14 protein-coding genes and 1 tRNA gene are annotated in these 16,594 nt (G+C 60.2%); 6 read left to right on the forward strand and 9 right to left on the reverse strand.

What is annotated here, in order from left to right:
• Positions 1 to 130: 130 nt before the first annotated feature.
• The 4 genes from OKB77_RS09670 to rsmC all read right to left on the reverse strand — a co-directional run bounded on the left by OKB77_RS09670 (position 131) and on the right by rsmC (position 4,192).
• A tRNA-Leu gene (locus OKB77_RS09670) sits at positions 131 to 216 on the reverse strand.
• A 128-nt stretch (positions 217 to 344) separates the two neighbouring features.
• Entirely contained in the window at positions 345 to 1,805 is a 1,461-nt protein-coding gene (gene glgA, locus OKB77_RS09675) for a glycogen synthase GlgA (protein WP_139429970.1), read from the reverse strand.
• Entirely contained in the window at positions 1,795 to 3,012 is a 1,218-nt protein-coding gene (glgC, locus tag OKB77_RS09680; RefSeq protein ID WP_150390195.1) for a glucose-1-phosphate adenylyltransferase, read from the reverse strand. The genes glgA and glgC overlap by 11 nt, the downstream gene beginning before the upstream one ends.
• 151 nt (positions 3,013 to 3,163) lie before the next feature.
• Positions 3,164 to 4,192, reverse strand: coding sequence for a 16S rRNA (guanine(1207)-N(2))-methyltransferase RsmC (gene rsmC, locus OKB77_RS09685; protein WP_150390196.1), 1,029 nt, complete (start codon positions 4,190 to 4,192; stop codon positions 3,164 to 3,166).
• A gap of 280 nt (positions 4,193 to 4,472) precedes the next feature.
• On the opposite strand from rsmC, the gene dapA reads away from it, so the two are divergent.
• Complete coding sequence (gene dapA / locus OKB77_RS09690) at positions 4,473 to 5,345, forward strand: 4-hydroxy-tetrahydrodipicolinate synthase (RefSeq protein WP_042053266.1); 873 nt, start codon at positions 4,473 to 4,475, stop codon at positions 5,343 to 5,345.
• Positions 5,346 to 5,436: 91 nt separating this feature from the next.
• Here the strand turns inward: dapA and OKB77_RS09695 are convergent, their stop codons facing one another.
• The gene (locus OKB77_RS09695) at positions 5,437 to 6,405 is read right to left on the reverse strand and encodes a CYTH domain-containing protein (protein ID WP_150390197.1); all 969 of its coding nucleotides are present in this window, start codon (positions 6,403 to 6,405) and stop codon (positions 5,437 to 5,439) included.
• A 169-nt stretch (positions 6,406 to 6,574) separates the two neighbouring features.
• On the opposite strand from OKB77_RS09695, the gene OKB77_RS09700 reads away from it, so the two are divergent.
• Positions 6,575 to 7,255: a TIGR00153 family protein gene (locus OKB77_RS09700; protein ID WP_005340244.1), complete on the forward strand. Its 681-nt coding sequence runs from the start codon at positions 6,575 to 6,577 to the stop codon at positions 7,253 to 7,255.
• A 25-nt stretch (positions 7,256 to 7,280) separates the two neighbouring features.
• A complete protein-coding gene (locus tag OKB77_RS09705; RefSeq protein WP_005343043.1) occupies positions 7,281 to 8,546 on the forward strand; it encodes an inorganic phosphate transporter in 1,266 nt (421 codons plus the stop codon).
• 92 nt (positions 8,547 to 8,638) lie between these two features.
• On the opposite strand, the gene OKB77_RS09710 is transcribed toward OKB77_RS09705, so the two are convergent.
• The gene (locus tag OKB77_RS09710; RefSeq protein ID WP_150390198.1) at positions 8,639 to 11,095 is read right to left on the reverse strand and encodes a bifunctional aspartate kinase/homoserine dehydrogenase II; all 2,457 of its coding nucleotides are present in this window, start codon (positions 11,093 to 11,095) and stop codon (positions 8,639 to 8,641) included.
• Positions 11,095 to 12,267 (reverse strand): cystathionine gamma-synthase, encoded by a 1,173-nt coding sequence (metB, locus tag OKB77_RS09715; protein ID WP_150390199.1) that lies wholly within the window; start codon positions 12,265 to 12,267, stop codon positions 11,095 to 11,097. The genes OKB77_RS09710 and metB overlap by 1 nt, the downstream gene beginning before the upstream one ends.
• A 205-nt stretch (positions 12,268 to 12,472) precedes the next feature.
• Between metB and metJ the strand changes: the two genes are divergently transcribed.
• The 3 genes from metJ (at position 12,473) to OKB77_RS09730 (ending at position 13,983) form a co-directional block, all read left to right on the forward strand.
• Positions 12,473 to 12,796 carry a met regulon transcriptional regulator MetJ gene (gene metJ, locus OKB77_RS09720; RefSeq protein ID WP_005340251.1) on the forward strand — a complete coding sequence of 108 codons (324 nt, stop codon included), beginning with the start codon at positions 12,473 to 12,475 and terminating at the stop codon, positions 12,794 to 12,796.
• 41 nt (positions 12,797 to 12,837) lie between these two features.
• The gene (locus OKB77_RS09725; RefSeq protein ID WP_150390200.1) at positions 12,838 to 13,572 is read left to right on the forward strand and encodes an AraC family transcriptional regulator; all 735 of its coding nucleotides are present in this window, start codon (positions 12,838 to 12,840) and stop codon (positions 13,570 to 13,572) included.
• A 72-nt stretch (positions 13,573 to 13,644) separates the two neighbouring features.
• Entirely contained in the window at positions 13,645 to 13,983 is a 339-nt protein-coding gene (locus OKB77_RS09730) for a tRNA-binding protein (protein ID WP_150390201.1), read from the forward strand.
• 72 nt (positions 13,984 to 14,055) lie between these two features.
• On the opposite strand, the gene OKB77_RS09735 is transcribed toward OKB77_RS09730, so the two are convergent.
• Together OKB77_RS09735 and cysQ are read right to left on the reverse strand one after the other, a co-directional pair.
• Complete coding sequence (locus OKB77_RS09735; RefSeq protein ID WP_150390202.1) at positions 14,056 to 15,327, reverse strand: aromatic amino acid transport family protein; 1,272 nt, start codon at positions 15,325 to 15,327, stop codon at positions 14,056 to 14,058.
• A 437-nt stretch (positions 15,328 to 15,764) separates the two neighbouring features.
• Positions 15,765 to 16,577 (reverse strand): 3'(2'),5'-bisphosphate nucleotidase CysQ, encoded by an 813-nt coding sequence (gene cysQ / locus OKB77_RS09740; RefSeq protein ID WP_150390203.1) that lies wholly within the window; start codon positions 16,575 to 16,577, stop codon positions 15,765 to 15,767.
• Positions 16,578 to 16,594 lie beyond the last annotated feature (17 nt).

The following is a 16,594-nucleotide window of genomic DNA, read 5'->3' on the forward strand; positions in this document are numbered from 1 at the left end:
GAGAGGGACTCGAACCCTCACACCCGGGGGGCACTAACACCTGAAGCTAGCGCGTCTACCAATTCCGCCACCTTCGCACATTCGGGTTTTCTAGTTGGATTTACATGCTGCTGAATCAGCATGGCAGTATTGGTGCGAAGAGAGGGACTCGAACCCTCACATCCGTGGGACACTAACACCTGAAGCTAGCGCGTCTACCAATTCCGCCACCTTCGCATCACTGCGGAGGGGGATTCTATAGAGTTTTGGGGGAGCGTCAACAGCCAAAGGGGACTTTTTTCGCTGTTGACGCCCAAAGTGGCGCCAAGGGTACAAAACTTCAGCAATCAGCTGACGTTTGGCGTTCAGTAACGGCCCAATGCGCTCTGATACATCCGTTCATACTGGGTGACCGAGTCAGGCCAGTTGAAGCGGGTGCTCATGGCATTGCGCTGCACCTTGGCAAAACGCTCCTTGTCCTGCAGGAAATAGAGCAGGCTGCGGCGCATGGTATCGAGCAGGATGGCGGCAGTCGGATCGTTAAAACAGAAGCCGGTGGCATGCTCGGGATCGGCATCCCAATCCACCACGGTATCTTTCAGACCACCCACGGCGCGCACCAGTGGCAGGGTGCCATAGGCGAGACTGTACATCTGGTTGAGGCCGCAAGGCTCGAACAGAGAGGGCATCAGGAAGAAGTCGGCACCGGCTTCGACCAGATGAGCCAGCCGATCGTCATAGGTGTTGATGAAGGCGAGCTTGCCCGGATAATCCCGAGCCATGGTTTGCAGTTGCGTGGCGAGCGCAGGATCGCCAGAGCCGACGATCACCACTTGTACCTGATGGTGGAGGAATTTCTCCAGCGCAGGGAGCAGCAGGGGAACGCCCTTTTGCTCGGTCAGGCGGCAAACCATGCCGTAGATGGGCAAGTCCGCCACGGCCAGCCCCGCTTCCTGCTGCAGGCTCTCTTTGCAGATCTGTTTGCCAGCCATGTTGTCGATGCTGTAGGTCGCAGGCAGGAATTCGTCGAACTCCGGATCCCAGTCCTTGTAGTCGCAGCCGTTGAGGATGCCGCAGAGATCCGCCGCCCGTTGCTGGAAGATATGCGCCATGCCGTGGGCGCCGAGGTGAGTCAGCAGCTCCTGGGCATAGTTGGGGCTGACCGCATTGATCTTGTCGGCGTAGAGCACCCCGCATTTGAGCAGATTGACGTGGCCGTAGTCGTAGTTGATGCGGCGTTCGTAGTCGGCGATCTCGGGCATGGCCCAGAACTGCTCGCGGCCAAACACCCCCTGAAACGCCGCGTTGTGAATGCTGATCACGCTGCGGGTTTGCTGGAAGAAGGGGTTGTGGGCGTGACGGGTTTTCAGCAGCAGTGGCAGCAGGCCGGTGTGCCAGTCATTGCAGTGGGCGATATCAGGGGCAAAGCCGAGCTGCTCGCAGGCATGGAGGGCTGCGGCCGAGAAGAAGGCAAAGCGCTCGCCATTATCCGGATAGGCCTGATTGTTCTCGGCGTAGAGCTGGGGACGATCGAAATATTGCGGGCAGTCGAGCAGATAGACGCAGACGTCATCCAGCTCCATCTGGTAGATGCGATAACCGATATCCGGTAGCCCGGGGTGGGTTGGCAGCCAGCGTGACGCCACCAGTCTGGCCTCATCCCGTCGCTTTATCGTCTTGTAGAAGGGCAGCATGATCCTGACATCATGCCCCTTCTGGGCCAGGTACATCGGCAGGGCTCTGGCGACATCGGCCAGGCCCCCGGTTTTGACCAGCCCCTCAACTTCCGAGGCAACAAACAGGATTTTCAGTGGGTTAATAGCCAACTCTTGCTCCCTTAGGTACCACCACGATACCGCCTTCGGATACGGTAAATCGCTCTCTATCGTGGTCCAGATTTTCACCGATAACGGTGCCTGGCGCAATTTCAACGTTTTTATCAATGATGGCGCGCCGGATGGAGCACCCTTCACCAATCTTCACATCCCCCAGCAGCACGGATTCACTGATATGGCTGCACGCGCCGATATTGCAGCGGAAACCAAGGATGGATCGCTGGATCTGGCTGCCCTGAATGAAGCAACCGGCGGAGATCAGCGAGTTGGCGATCTTCACCTTGCACTCGTCGCTGTCGATGAAGGTGGCCGGTGGCAGCGCCGGATAGTGGGTGTGCAGGGGCCACTTGCGGTTATAGAGGGAGAAGGGGGGATTGTCGGCCACCAGGTCCATGTGCGCTTGCCAATAAGAGTCGAGGGTGCCCACATCCCGCCAGTAGACGTGCGGTTTCTCGCCGGGGATGACGTTGGTGCTGTAGTCGTAGACATAGACGGGGGCGCGCGGGTAGAGGCTCGGGATCACATCCTTGCCAAAATCATGGCTGGAGCTCTCCTCGGCGGCATCCCGCTTCAGTTCGCGGCAGAGAGCATCGGTCTCGAAGATGTAGTTGCCCATGGAGACCAGCGCCTGGGTCGGATCGCCGGGAATGTGCTTGGGCTGCTTCGGCTTTTCCTGAAAGCCGATCATCCGCCCTTCGGTATCCACCTCGATCACCCCGAAGGCACTCGCCTCTTCGATGGGCATGCGAAGTGCCGCGACCGTCATGGCGGCGTTCTTCTGCTTGTGGAAGGTGACCATCTGGCTCACATCCATCTTGTAGATGTGGTCGGAGCCGAAGATGCAGACGTGATCCGGTTCGGCCCGTTCGATAAAGCCTAGGTTCTGGTAAATGGCGTCGGCGGTGCCGTCATACCAGCGTTTGCCCATTCGCATCTGTGCCGGGATAGGGTCGATAAAGCGGTCGGTGATGCCGACGATATTCCACCCCTTCTTCATGTGCAGGTAGAGGGACTGTGATTTGAATTGGGTCAGTACATAGATGCGCAGAAAGTCGGCGTTGACGAAGTTGTTGAGGACAAAGTCGATCAGCCGGTAGCTGCCACCGAAGGGGACGGAAGGCTTGCTGCGGGTGGTGGTCAGAGGCTGCAGGCGAGTACCTTCGCCACCAGCCAGGATCATGGTCAAAATGCCTGCCATCGTATTTCTCTCCCTGAATTAACAACATGAAAAGGTTTTCAATGTTCAGTATAAAAACACCCCTAAAGGGGTGGTTTTTATCGTGTGCTTAATACCTTATCAGATGCCGGATGGCGCTCTCTAGCTGTTTTATTGTGCGGCTTACACTTATTTACATTTTGCTCAGATAGACCTTGAATTTGGCATCACTGCTGATCACTTCAGTCCGTTTGAAGTGTGTCTCCAGTATAGGCTGGTAGCGCAAGAAGGCGTTGGCAACAATGGTCAGCGAACCATTTGGCAGCAAAAATTCCGGCGCCTTGGCCAGGAACTGCTCGGTTGCCGCATAGAAGGTTTTGAGACCCGCATGGAATGGCGGGTTGGAGACGATGTGCTGGAAACGGGTGGAGACATCCGAATAGACATCGGAAGCGGTGACCTTGCCCTGCAGACCGTTGATCGCCAGGGTGCGGCGGCTCGATTCGAGCGCCAGCGCGCTGATATCCACCATGTTGACCTGCAGATCCGGATTGCGTTTGGCCAGCACGGACCCAATCACCCCCGCGCCGCAGCCAAAATCGAGCAGATCGCCCTTCATCGGTGGCACAGCAGCCAGCAGCATCTGGGTGCCGAGATCCAGCTCGGCGGCGCTGAAGACGCCGGGCAGTGCCAGCACGGTCAGCTCGGTATCACCGGCCTTGCACTGATAGCGGCCAAACCAGCTATCCAGATCGAACGGGGCGACCGGTTTGCTCAGCTCACCGTGATAGAGCGAGCAGCGGCGGGCCGAGTCACGTTTGATCGGCTTTTCGCCATAGGGGGCCAGCAGCTTGTCGGCGCCATTGATGCCGCCGCGGTTTTCACCGGCCAGGAACAGGTCGGCACCCGCTTCCAGCAAGGGGGTCATCATGGCCAGCAGATATTGTGCCTCGGCCTTGGCCTTGGGCATCAGCAGCAACAGGGCATCGAAGCGCGGGGCTCCACCAAGCTGGTGGTCGAACAGGATAGCCTCGCCGAGGGCTGCCTGCTGGCTGCGGTAGTAGCAGTAATCGGTGGTAAAGACGGTCAGGGTCTGGGCCAGGCTCGCCAGTTGGCGGGGGTAGTCATCCTCCAGCGCGCCGCAGACAAGTAGCCGCTTGCCGACAAAGAGGGCTTGGTTTCGTTCCAGCATCTGGCTGACGGCACTGATTGGGCTGCTCATCGGGTCTCTCCACGCAATTTTGGGCGGCCATTATACATAGCCCCTTTCGCCTTGACATTTATGCCGTGTTCCCGAAATATGCCCAGACACCATTTTTTGACCAGAGATGACGAAATGCGGTTCAGCGGGTTGAAACGAAAGCACAAAAAAAGCCTGAAATTCGGGCCTGCCGACGTTCGCGCGTAACCTCTCATCCCTGAGAAGCTTCAAACCCCGGTTGCGCACATCGTACCGGGGTTTTTTATTGCCATATGCGCGTCATTTAGGAGAAGGAGATCCCATGTTTCAAGGTTCAATCGTTGCGTTGATCACCCCGTTTCGACAGGGAAAGCTGGATGAAGAGGCGTTGCTGCGTCTGGTGGAGTGGCATATCGATCAGGGTACTCACGGCATTGTGCCGGTGGGCACCACTGGCGAAAGCCCGACACTGACCCATGACGAGCACTGCCGGGTGGTGGAGCTGGTGGTCAAACAGGTCGCTGGCCGTATTCCGGTGATTGCCGGAGCGGGCTCCAACAATCCGGTCGAAGCCATCGAGTACACCCTCCATGCCGAGCGGGTGGGGGCTGATGCCACTCTGCATGTGGCCGGTTACTACAACCGTCCCAATCAGGAGGGGCTCTACCACCACTTCAAGGCGGTCCACGATGCCACAGCCAAGCCGATCATCGTCTACAACATTCCGCCGCGCGCCATCGTCGACGTGCAACCCGCAACCCTGGCTCGTCTGGCCGAGCTGCCGCGTATTGCCGGGGTGAAAGATGCCACCGGCGACTTGTCCCGCCCCTGGACCGAGCGCCAGCTGATCAAAAAGCCCTTCGCCTGGCTCTCCGGTGAAGATGCCACGGCTGTGGCCTATAACATCGGCGGCGGTCAGGGCTGTATCTCTGTGACCGCCAACGTGGCCCCCAAGCTGGTGGCCGAGGTGCAGAACCTCACGCTGGCCGGCAAGTGGCAAGAAGCGCGTGAACTGCAAGACCAGCTGATTCCGCTCCATCAGGCGATGTTTGCCGAGCCGAGCCCGGCCGGTGCCAAATATGCCGCTTCCCTGCTCGGTTTCTGCAGCGAGGAGTGCCGCCTGCCGGTGATGCCACTGTCGGAAGCGACCCGCGAGCGCATTCGCAGCGCCATGCAGCAGCTCAACCTGCTGTAGTGCAAAACGGGTGAGCCAAGGCTCACCCGTTTTGTTTTCGGCTTTTGTTTCTGGCCTTTATTTCCGACCTTTAGTACCGGTATGGCCACGCTCAGGCTGCGTGATGCAGCCATGCGGCGATGGCCAGCTGCAACTCGACATACGCCGGATAGAGGAAGAGCTCGGCCAGTTCGGCAGGCCACTCGTCATGCTCGTCCGATTGGGCTTGCAGATGGGTGTGCAGGTTGGTCAGAGCTGGCAGCCAAGGTGCAGGTTGTGGCAGCACGGCCGCAGTGCGGGCGACCAGATCGATCCCCTGGCACAGGGCTGCGAGTGCCTGCTGTTGAATGCCTTTATCCTGAGGATGCTCCAGCCAGAGCTGCTCGTGATGCTGCCAGTGGCGCAGCCCCTCGCTTACCCCCGTTGTGCCATCCATACCTTCATGTTCGACCAGCGCCTGCAGGGCCAGCGGTTTGCCAAGACCAGCCAGTCGATAGCCGCGCTGGGCCTTGGATTGGGCGCCGAGACGCAGTCCACCAAGCTTGGCGAGGCGTTGGGCCAGTGCAAACAGCGCCGCGGTATCGCCCGACTTGAGCTCCAGTTCCAGCTCGTTGATCGCTGTGCGCCCCTGACTGCCGACGATCTCTCCCTGATCCCAGGCCAGCTCAATCTCGGCCCCCTCGAAGGCGATCAGCCAATGGCGGCGCAGGAAGTCGGTACGAAACTGGGCGACCAGCTGTTGCTGAATGTGGTCGCGCTCGGTCAGGGTCGGCCAAATCTCATCGGGAAAGGCCGAGAGGGTCGGCAGATCGCCGCTGACAGGGGCGTTGTACTCGGGTCTGGCGTGCAGGCCGCCCACCACCTGGCCACGGCATTTGATGGTCTGTTCGGCGAAGGCGTCGCAGCGGCGGATCCGCAGCCCCATGTCCAGACGACGCAGGGCAAGGGTCGGCGTATCGAAATAGACGTTGCCGAGCTGCTGTTGTGACGATTCTTTAATCTCAAGAGAATTCAGCAGGTTGGATAACTTGGCTTGAATGTCGCTGGCGACAAAAAACTTTATCTCGATCTCAGTTTGCATAGTCATTCCGGGCTGGCAGGCAACTTTGGGGGGCAGGATTCGGGTCGCGGGGATATAATGCCCGCGAGACGACTAGATTAATTCGCGGTTTAATTGAGGGCGCAGTTCGGTTACCATGCGCGCCTCATAAAATCGTATCGAGTGTTTTTTCACCGACACAGGTTTGGCCATGCCAGTAAATACTATTTTGGGGCTTTTTGCCAAGTCCCCCATCAAGCCGCTGCAGAAGCATATCGTCAAGGTTCACCAGTGCTCCCAGCAGTTGGTTCCTTTCTTTGACGCCGTTGCCGAAGACCGTTGGGAAGATGCCGAGAAGATCCGGCAGCAGATCGCCCAACTGGAAAAAGAGGCAGATACCCTCAAGCGTGAAATCCGTCTGAAACTGCCTCGCGGCCTGTTCCTGCCGGTTGCACGTACCGACCTGCTGGAGCTGTTGACCCAGCAAGACAAGATTGCCAACCGTGCCAAGGATATCTCCGGCCGCATGCTTGGCCGTCGCATGGAATTCCCCGCTGAAATGCGGACGGATTTCATGGCTTACCTCAAACGTTGTATTGATGCGACCGCTCAGGCCGAGAAAGCGATCGGGGAGCTCGACGAGCTGCTCGAGACCGGCTTCAAAGGACGGGAAGTGGAAATGGTTGCCGAGATGATCCACCAGCTGGATCTGATCGAGGACGATACAGACACCATGCAGATCGGACTGCGCCAACAGCTGCAAGCGGTTGAGCACAATTACAATCCGATCGATGTGATGTTCCTTTACAAGATCCTCGAATGGGTAGGTGACCTGGCAGATCAGGCCGAGCGCGTAGGCGCCCGTCTGGAACTGATGCTGGCTCGTTCGTAATCGACTGACTGGGTAAACACAACTAATGGACATTATCGCGAATTACGGCACCACTCTGGTGCTCGTGGCGGCCTTGTTCGGCTTTTTGATGGCTTGGGGCATTGGCGCGAATGACGTGGCCAACGCCATGGGCACATCGGTCGGCACCAAATCCCTGACCATCCGTCAGGCGATCATCATTGCCATGATCTTCGAATTTGCCGGTGCCTATCTGGCCGGTGGCGAAGTGACGGCCACCATCCGTAACGGCATCATCGACAGCAATGCATTTGTCGACAGCCCGGACCTGCTGGTACTCGGCATGATCGCCTCCCTGCTGGCGGCGGGCGCCTGGTTGATCCTCGCCTCCTACTTCGGCTGGCCTGTCTCGACCACTCACTCCATCATTGGCGCCATCGTCGGTTTTGCGGTGGTGAGCATTGGCCCGGAAGCGGTGCAGTGGAGCAAGTTTGGTGGCATCGTCGGCTCCTGGGTAATCACCCCGGCTATCTCCGGTGTCATTGCCTACTTCATGTTCATCAGCGTGCAGAAGCTTATCTTCAACACCGATGATCCCCTGAACAACGCCAAGCGCTATGTGCCGTTCTACATGTTCCTGACTGCGCTGGTGATCTGTCTGGTGACCATCAAGAAGGGGCTGACCCACGTCGGTCTGCACCTGAGCGATGGCGAGGGCATTCTGCTTTCCATCGCCATCTCCATCGCAGTGGCGTTTGCCGGCTGGATCTACATTCGCGGCCAGAAGTACAACCCGCAGGATGACAGCAAGATGCACTTCGCCAACGTGGAGAAGGTGTTCGGCATCCTGATGGTGATCACCGCCTGTGCCATGGCCTTTGCCCACGGCTCCAACGATGTGGCCAACGCCATTGGCCCGCTCTCTGCGGTGGCCTCTATCGTGGCTTCCGGTGGCGAGATTTCCAGTCAGGCAGCCATTGCCTGGTGGATCCTGCCCCTTGGCGGTATCGGTATCGTAATCGGTCTGGCGACCATGGGCGAGAAGGTGATGGCGACGGTCGGTACCGGCATCACTCACCTGACCCCGAGCCGTGGTTTTGCTGCCCAGCTGGCCACTGCCGCGACCGTGGTGATTGCCTCCGGTACCGGTCTGCCCATCTCCACCACCCAGACCCTGGTCGGTGCTGTGATGGGTGTCGGTCTGGCGCGCGGCATTGCGGCGCTGAACCTGGGGGTACTGCGCAACATCGTGGTCTCCTGGATCATCACCCTGCCTGCCGGTGCCATTCTGGCTATCGCCATCTTCTACGTGCTGCAGGCCTGCTTCTCCTAATCGAAGCGGCATTCAGCAAAAAGCCCGAGTCATCGACTCGGGCTTTTTTATTGTGCGCGTGAGCTGAGTGCTGCTCCCGTTGCATATCAGCCTTAGAGGCTGGCGCAGATTTGCCACAGATCGTACTGGATAGCGGCGGCGGTCACTTCCCGGCCCGCCCCCGGTCCCTGAATCACCAGCGGGTTGGTGCGGTAGCTGTCGCTCTCGATGGCGAAGATGTTGTCGCATGGCAAGAGGTTGGCAAACGGGTGATGGGGCTCCAGCGCCTCCAGTCCGACCCGCGCCTTGCCGTCATGCTCGAAGCGGGCCACGTAGCGCAGCACCTTGCCGAGGCGCTTGGCTCCCTCGAAGGCGGTCTGGATCGGGCCATCCAGCTCTTTCAGTCTGTCCATGAACTGATCGGCGGTCACCTTGCGCAGTGTGACGGGCACCAGATTCTCCAGCTCGATATCGGCGGAGTCGAGCTCGAAGCCCGCCTCCCGCGCCAGAATAAGCAGCTTGCGCCGCACATCCTGACCGGAGAGATCTTCGCGGGGATCCGGTTCGGTCAGACCGTGCTGCCACGCCTCGTCCACCAGCTCGGAGAAGGGGCGGGTGCCGTCATACTGCTGGAACAGCCAGGAGAGGGTGCCGGAGAAGATGCCGGAGACCCCCTGAATGCGGTCGCCGCTCTGGCGCAGCATCTGGATGCTGGACTGGATTGGCAGCCCGGCGCCCACGGTGGCGTTGTAGCGCCACTGCACCTGATGGTCGCGGCAGGTCTGCTTGATGCGCTGGTAGAATTCGCTGTCGGCGGCACCGGCAAACTTGTTGGCGGCGATGATGTGAATGCCGAGCTGGGCAAAATCCGGATAGTAGCGGCTCACCGTTTCGCTGGCGGTCATGTCCAGTGCAATCAGCGCATCGAAGCCGTGCTGCTCAAGCTGGGAGAGCAACTCCGGCCAGATCAGCGGTTTGGGGTTGAAGTTGTCCTGTACCTTGAGGGGGTTGAGCCCCTCTTCATCCAGCAGGCCCCCTTCCGAGCTGAACACCCCGTAGAGGGTGAGCGCCAGATTGAGTTCATGTTCCAGCCGTGCCTTTTCGCGGGCATAGAGGCTCAGCCAGTGGCCGCCGATATTGCCCTTGCCGAACACCACCAGTCCAACCCGGGTCGGGCGGCTGAAGAGGGCGCTGTGGAGGGCGATGAGCAGCGGCTCCAGCACTACCTGACGCAGCACGGCCACCAGACTCAGGCCATCTCGGGCCACCTGTACGAACTCCAGCGGTTGATCTGCCAGCAGCTGATAGAAGCGATGACACTGCTCCGCGTTGTCGGTGACACCGGCGCCGACCAGCGCCACCAGACTGAACCCCTCTTTCTGGATGAGGCCGGTGAAGCTCCCTTGCAGCTGGAAGTCGCGCAGCAGCTCGAAGGCGCCTTGTGCCACCTCGAGGGTGTAGGCGAGACGCAGGATCCGGCGATCCGGCTGGCGCTGCAGGGTGAGCGGGTTGAGGCGGTGACGGGCCAGATGGGCCTCGATGGTGGCCACCGTCTGCTCATAGTTGGTCTGCGGCAGCACCTTCAGCTCGATGAGGGCGATCTGATCCACCGAGGAGACGATGCGGGCGCCGCCGGAGCGGGGGGCGCGGCGCAGGATATGGGTGCAGCCCTCGTCCGGGTTGTAGCTGCAGCGCAAAGTGAGGCGCTGGCGGCTGTCGGCCACAGGTTGCAGGGTGCGTGAGTGCAATACCGAAGAGCCAAGGCGGGCCAGCTCGTTGGCTTCGGCGAGGCTCAGGCGCTCCAGCAGACGCGCCTCCTTCACCCGACGGGGGTCGGCGCTGTAGACCCCGGCCACATCGCTCCAGATGGTGGTGGATTCGCCGTCCGCCAGCAGTGCCAACAGGCTGGCGCTGTAGTCGGAACCGTTGCGACCGAGCAGCAGGGAGCGCCCCTCCATGTCGGCGGCGATAAAGCCGGTCACCACGATGCGACCGGCATGTTCGGCCAGCCGTGCCTTGAGCAGCTCGCTGGAGAGGGCGGTATCCACCTTGACCAGAGCGCCATCCTCGGCGCGCAGGAAGCTGCGGGCATCGAGCCAGATGGCCTTGTCGCCTCGGCTGGTGAGCAGGGCTGCCAGCAGGCGCGCCGACCACACTTCGCCAAAAGCGAGCAGGCCGTTGCGGGCGAAGCGATCAAACTGCCCTTCAAGCGTTTTGGCGATCAGTTGCATGTCGTCGGCCAACTGCTTGCTCAGATCGAGCTGCAGTTCACCCTCCAGCAGGCCGTCGATCAGGCTCTGCTGATAGGCCTGCAGGGCAGAGATGGCTTCACCGGCGGCTTCGTCCCCCGCTTCGGCCAGCTCCACCAGCTGGATCAGCCGGTTGGTGGTCTTGCCGGCGGCGGAGACCACGATCAGTTCATCCCCGCCCACCTGTTGTTCAACGATGCTGGCGACCCGGCGATAACAGACCGGATCCGCCAGACTGCTGCCACCAAATTTGTGGACGTGACGTCGCTTCAATCCTGCTTCTGCTGCCACCGCGATCTCTCCTTGTTGCTGCTGTTCCATTACTTCGCTACCTGTTCTGCCTGCTGCGCCTGTGCAAAAGCCTGAGCCAGATCGGCCACCAGGTCTTCACCGTGTTCAATACCGACCGACAACCGCAGCAGCTGGGCGCTGATGCCTGCTGCCTGCTGCGCCGCCGGGGTCATTGCCCTGTGAGTCATGCTGGCCGGATGGGCCACCAGACTCTCCACCCCGCCGAGGGACTCGGCCACCGAGAAGAGGGTGAGGGCCGCGAGGAAGGCGCGAATGCCCGCCTCGCTGCAATCGAGTTCAAAACTTAGCATGGCGCCGAAGCCGGACTGTTGACGGCGCGCAATATCATGGCCCGGATGGCTCGGCAGGCTGGGGTGATAGATGCGTTTTACCAGCGGCTGTTGTTGCAGGAAGGCGAGGATGCGGTCGGTATTCTCCTGATGGGTGCGCAATCTGGGGGCCAGAGTGCGCAGGCCGCGCAGGGTGAGGTAGGAGTCGAACGCCCCGGAGGTGAGCCCCAGACAGTTGGCCCACCACACCAGCGACTCGGCCAGTGCTGCCTCCTTGGCAATCGCCACTCCGCCCACCACGTCGGAGTGACCGTTGATGTACTTGGTGGTGGAGTGCACCACCACGTCGGCACCAAGGGCCAGCGGCTGTTGCAGCAGGGGGGAGAGGAAGGTGTTGTCCACCACCACCTGCGCACCCACCTCGTGGGCGGCGCTGGCAATGGCGCTGATATCCACCACTCGCAGCAACGGGTTGGAGGGGGTCTCCACCCATACCAGCGCAGGCTTTTGCGCCAGCGCGGCGGCCAGAGCGGCCTCGTCACCCTGATCGACAAATTGCACCCGGTAGTGGCCCTTGGCCGCCAGATACTCAAACAGACGCCAGGTGCCGCCGTAACAGTCGTGAGGGGCGATCAGCAGATCTCCCGCCTTGAGCAGTGCTGTGGTGACCAGATGGATGGCCCCCATGCCGGTGCCGGTGACCACGGCGCCAGCGCCCCCTTCCAGCGCCGCCAGCGCGTCCGCCAGATTGGTGCGGGTCGGATTGCCGGAGCGGGCATAATCGTATTGACGGGGCTCGCCAAAGTCGGCAAAGGTGTAGTTGCTGGAGAGGTAGATGGGGGGCACCACGGCACCGTGCTGTGTGTCTGTCTCAATCCCGGTGCGAACCGCCAGGGTGGCCTTGTGGGTCATATCACTCTCCTTGATGTCTTTTCACACGCCGGCATCTTGCTGCCACGCGCCATCCCGCCATTGCGGGCTCATGGTCAACCACACTACGCCAGCTTAAAAAAGCCGTCAACACTTCCAGACGTCTAAATGGCTTTGCTGTTGGATTGCCATTAATTTCCTTAAGGGTTAAAATCCGCGCTCACGGCTAAATGAGAACAGGTGAGTCATGGGAACAGAGTGGAACGGCGACTACGTCAGCCCCTACGCGGAACACGGTAAGAAGAGCGAACAGGTCAAGAAGATTACCGTCTCGATCCCGCTCAAGGTGTTGAAAGTGTTGACCGATGAGCGCACCCGCCGTCAGGTGAACAACCTGCGTCATGCGACCAACAGCGAGCTGCTCTGTGAAGCCTTCCTGCACGCTTTCACCGGCCAGCCGCTCCCTTGCGACGAAGACTTGCGCAAGGATCAACCGGACAGCGTCCCGGCCGAAGCGCGCGCCATCATGGAAGCGCTGGGCAAAGAGATCGAAGATTTCGACAAGGAATAACCCCCAATGACGCGGCCCTGGCCGCGTCATTGCTATCTGCCATGTCCCGCTTCAGCCTGCGCCACTATCACCACCAAGTCTGCAGCCATAGTCACGACTTTGCCCAGCTGGTGATCCCCCTCGACGGCCCCCTCGAGATCGAGGTGCAGGGCCGGGCGCGTCGACTTGCCCCCGGTTCTGCCTGCGTCATCGCCCCCGGCGAGCGGCACGACTACGCTGCCGATCCCGCGCTTTCGTTTCTGGTGCAGGAGAGCGACTGGCTACCCGGCGATTTGGCGGCCCGCCCCTTTATCGAGCTGGATGAGCCCCAGCGCCACTACCTCGCTTTTCTGCACCGCATGGTGGCCGAGGGGCGGCAGGTGGCGGGTATGGAGCAGGTGTGGCTCTCCCTTCTGGCGGAAGGGCAGGGGATGAAGAGCGCAGCCATTCCACGCCTTGCCGCCCGCATCCTCAAGGTGCAACGCCATATCGATGTCAACCTTGCCGCCCCGCTGACCAATCAGCAACTCGCCGCCATCGCCTGCCTTGGCCAGAGCCAGTTCAAGCTCGCCTTTCGCCAGCAGCTGGGGATGAGCGTCTCCCACTACATTCGCAGTCGACGCATGGCGCTGGCGCGTACCCTGCTTGCCGGTACGCAACTGCCTGTTGGCGAGATTGCCAGCCGCTGCGGTTACCAGAATCAGGGGGCCTTCAGCGAGCGCTTCCTGGCCGAGAACGGGCTTACTCCGTCCCTCTGGCGCCAGCAAAACGGCTACCTGCCGCAACGAAACGGCTGAGCGCCGAAGACGGGATGCTCTCTTTGGGCCATGCTGCGGGTCATGCAAGGTGCACGATAAACAGGAGCAGAAATGGAGACGATTAGCTGGCAGGATTTTGAGATGGTGGAGCTCCGGGTGGGCACCCTGGTGCGGGTCGAGCCGTTCCCCGAGGCGCGCAAACCGGCCTACAAGGTGTGGGCGGATTTTGGCTCTGAACTGGGGATTCGCAAGAGCAGTGCCCAGATCACCGCCCTCTACCAGCCAGAGCAGCTGGTGGGCCGCCAGATCATCGCCGTAGTCAACTTCCCGGCCAAACAGATAGGGCCGTTTCAGTCGGAGTTTCTGCTGACCGGTTTCTATCGGCCGGATGGCGCCGTAGTGATGGCTATTCCCGAGCAGGCGGTGGAGAACGGCGCCAAGCTGGGCTGAGTTCACGTCCGAACAGAGACAAGAGAGGCGACCCCGGGGTCGCCTCTCTTTTTTGTTTTCTGCTGCGAGTCGTTACTTCAACAGGCTGAAGATCAGCGCCGATACCGCCAGCGAACCGGTCAGCAGGATAAAGCCGTTGGTCCAGCCGTGACGGAAGCGGGCCAGCGCCTCCACCTTGTAGATGGCAATCACTGGCATGATGAACAGGATCATGGCGATGACCGGGCCGGAAAGGGTCTCCATCAGCCCCAGAATGCCCGGGTTGATCACTGCGGCGCCCCAGATGGCGAAGAACATCAGGACGATGCCCAGCTTGTCCGCCTTGGCAAGCGGCAGGCCGGTGGGCTTGGCGATCAGGCTTTTCAGGCTCTCGCGGGCACCGAGGAAGTGACCGAGGAAGGAGGAGCTGATGGCGATAAAGGCGATGAGCGGCCCCAGAGTCACAATCACCGGGTTGTCAGTGATGTTGGCGAGATAGGAGAGCACAGAGACGTTTTGGGCCTTGGCTTCGGCCAGCTGGGCTGGCGAGAGGCTCAGCACGCAGGAGAAGACGAAGAACAGCACAAAGCCCACCAGCATCACTGTGGTGTTGCGCAGGATCAGGCCGCTCTTGGCTTCTGCCTGCTCGCCATATTCACGGCGCTGCACGTTGGCAAAGCCGGAGATGGCGGCGGCGTGGCTGAAGGCGAACACGGTGACCGGCAACGCCAGCCAGACGGTGTTGAGGAAGCTGACTCCTTCAAACGCGGTCACTTCCGGCCATTGCCACTGAGGGATCAGGTAGCAGGAGAGGGCTGCCAGAATGGCCGCCAGCGGATAGACCATAAAGGCGAAGGCGCGCAGCATCGCTTTCTCACCCGCCAGCATCACGGCGATCATGGCGAATACCAGCACGCCGGAGAGCATCACCCGATCCGGGGTTGCCATGCCGAGCTGGTTGACCATAAAGCTCTCCACCGTGTTGGTCAGACCGACCCCGTAGATGAGCAGGATCGGGAAGATGGAGAGGAAGTAGAGCGCCGAGATAAGGCGGCCGGCCATTTTGCCGAAGTGCTCCTCCGCCACTTCGGTGAAGTCGGCGTGGGGGCGTGACGAGGAGAGCACGAAGCGCGCCAGTCCGCGGTGGGCCAGGAAGGTCATGGGGCCTGCCAGTACCGCGACGATGACGAGAGGCCAGATCCCGCCCAGACCCAGATTGATAGGCAGGAACAGGATACCGGCGCCAACGGCGGTGCCAAACAGGCTGATAACCCAGTGGGTGTCGTGACGGCGCCAGCGGGTGATGCTGGACGTGGTGGAGCAGGAACCGGATAGCTCCTTGGTAGCCTCTACAGATAAACTCATTACTAATTCACTTTTTGTTAGTGTTTTAATCTGAGTTCATTGTGGTTTATCGGGATTTAATTCTCAAAAAGCGAGACTGAAACATATCACTGCTATTGCGGGGTTTAGCCAGCGAGATTGGGAATGGAATCTGGGTCACAGAATGAAACAAAACTGATATTGGTGGTTTTTGTGAAATATAAAACCAAAATTTGATCTGCTGTCATTTTTTTATTTTGGCTAATCAGGTGTTTTCAGAATTACGTGAAAAATCGTACCATTTCTCGCCGACCGATTGTGATGTTTCACTATCATTTTGCCGCTTTGCCAGCGTATCACGCTGTTCAAGAGCGCCTTGACCAGCGGATCACACCGGCCATCACCCGGGGCAACTTCCCTGAAAAAGCAGGCGGCCATCGGGCCGCCTGCTTGTCTGGTGTGATGATATTGCTACTCGTCTAGTGGGCCAGAATGTTGCCCCAGGCGAGATCCGGATCCCCCATCACGATAAAGTCAGGGTTCTCCAGCGACTCGGTTTCGTTGTAACTGAGTGGCTGCAACGCCAGGCTGAGGATACGGCCACCGGCTGCCTCGACGATGCACTGGGCGGCGGCGGTGTCCCACTCGCCGGTGGGGCCGAGCCTTACGTAGCAATCGGCCGCCCCTTCCGCCACCAGACAGGATTTGAGGGAGCTGGAACCAAGCGGGATCAGCTCGTAGTTGATGGCCGGGTTGAGACGGCGGGTGAGGTTCTCCAGCTTCTGGCGGCGGCTGATAGCCACCACCAGTGAGTCAGGCTGGTCATGCTCGTGATGCATGGCGCTGATGGGCAACACCTCGCCATTCACCTCCTTGAAGGCGCCGTAGCCGCGCACCGCCCAGTAGAGCACGTTGGACTCGGGAGCATAGATGACCCCGAGCACCGGCACATTGTCCCGCACCAGGGCGATCAGGGTGGCGAAATCGCCGCTACCCTCGATAAATTCGCCGGTGCCGTCGAGGGGGTCCACCAGCCAGTACTGCCGCCAGTTGGATCGCTGGCTGAAGGGGATGTCGGCCGCCTCTTCGGTCAGCACGGGAACGTGGGGAGTGAGCGCCGAGAGCGCCTGTTTGAGGTAGGCATCGGCAGCAAGATCGGCACTGGTGACCGGGGTCGCATCCTCCTTCAGCTGACGCTCGAACTGACCGCCATGATAGATGTCGTGAAGGATCCTTCCGGCTTCGCGGGCAATCTCCTTGACCCCCGGCACCCAGGCCAACAACTCCTGCATCTCGTTATCCTCTGTCT

The organism is Aeromonas sp. Y318-3 (assembly GCF_027706185.1).
In the GTDB taxonomy this organism is placed as follows: domain Bacteria; phylum Pseudomonadota; class Gammaproteobacteria; order Enterobacterales; family Aeromonadaceae; genus Aeromonas; species Aeromonas veronii.

What these genes read in the sequence shown, in the direction of transcription:
- glgC (WP_150390195.1), bottom strand. Translation starts at nt 3,012, where the DNA reads ATGGCAGGCATTTTGACCATGATCCTGGCTGGTGGCGAAGGTACTCGC.
- rsmC (WP_150390196.1), bottom strand. Translation starts at nt 4,192, where the DNA reads ATGAGCAGCCCAATCAGTGCCGTCAGCCAGATGCTGGAACGAAACCAA.
- dapA (WP_042053266.1), top strand. Translation starts at nt 4,473, where the DNA reads ATGTTTCAAGGTTCAATCGTTGCGTTGATCACCCCGTTTCGACAGGGA.
- OKB77_RS09695 (WP_150390197.1), bottom strand. Translation starts at nt 6,405, where the DNA reads ATGCAAACTGAGATCGAGATAAAGTTTTTTGTCGCCAGCGACATTCAA.
- OKB77_RS09700 (WP_005340244.1), top strand. Translation starts at nt 6,575, where the DNA reads ATGCCAGTAAATACTATTTTGGGGCTTTTTGCCAAGTCCCCCATCAAG.
- OKB77_RS09705 (WP_005343043.1), top strand. Translation starts at nt 7,281, where the DNA reads ATGGACATTATCGCGAATTACGGCACCACTCTGGTGCTCGTGGCGGCC.
- OKB77_RS09710 (WP_150390198.1), bottom strand. Translation starts at nt 11,095, where the DNA reads ATGGAACAGCAGCAACAAGGAGAGATCGCGGTGGCAGCAGAAGCAGGA.
- metB (WP_150390199.1), bottom strand. Translation starts at nt 12,267, where the DNA reads ATGACCCACAAGGCCACCCTGGCGGTTCGCACCGGGATTGAGACAGAC.
- metJ (WP_005340251.1), top strand. Translation starts at nt 12,473, where the DNA reads ATGGGAACAGAGTGGAACGGCGACTACGTCAGCCCCTACGCGGAACAC.
- OKB77_RS09725 (WP_150390200.1), top strand. Translation starts at nt 12,838, where the DNA reads ATGTCCCGCTTCAGCCTGCGCCACTATCACCACCAAGTCTGCAGCCAT.
- OKB77_RS09730 (WP_150390201.1), top strand. Translation starts at nt 13,645, where the DNA reads ATGGAGACGATTAGCTGGCAGGATTTTGAGATGGTGGAGCTCCGGGTG.
- OKB77_RS09735 (WP_150390202.1), bottom strand. Translation starts at nt 15,327, where the DNA reads ATGAGTTTATCTGTAGAGGCTACCAAGGAGCTATCCGGTTCCTGCTCC.
- cysQ (WP_150390203.1), bottom strand. Translation starts at nt 16,577, where the DNA reads ATGCAGGAGTTGTTGGCCTGGGTGCCGGGGGTCAAGGAGATTGCCCGC.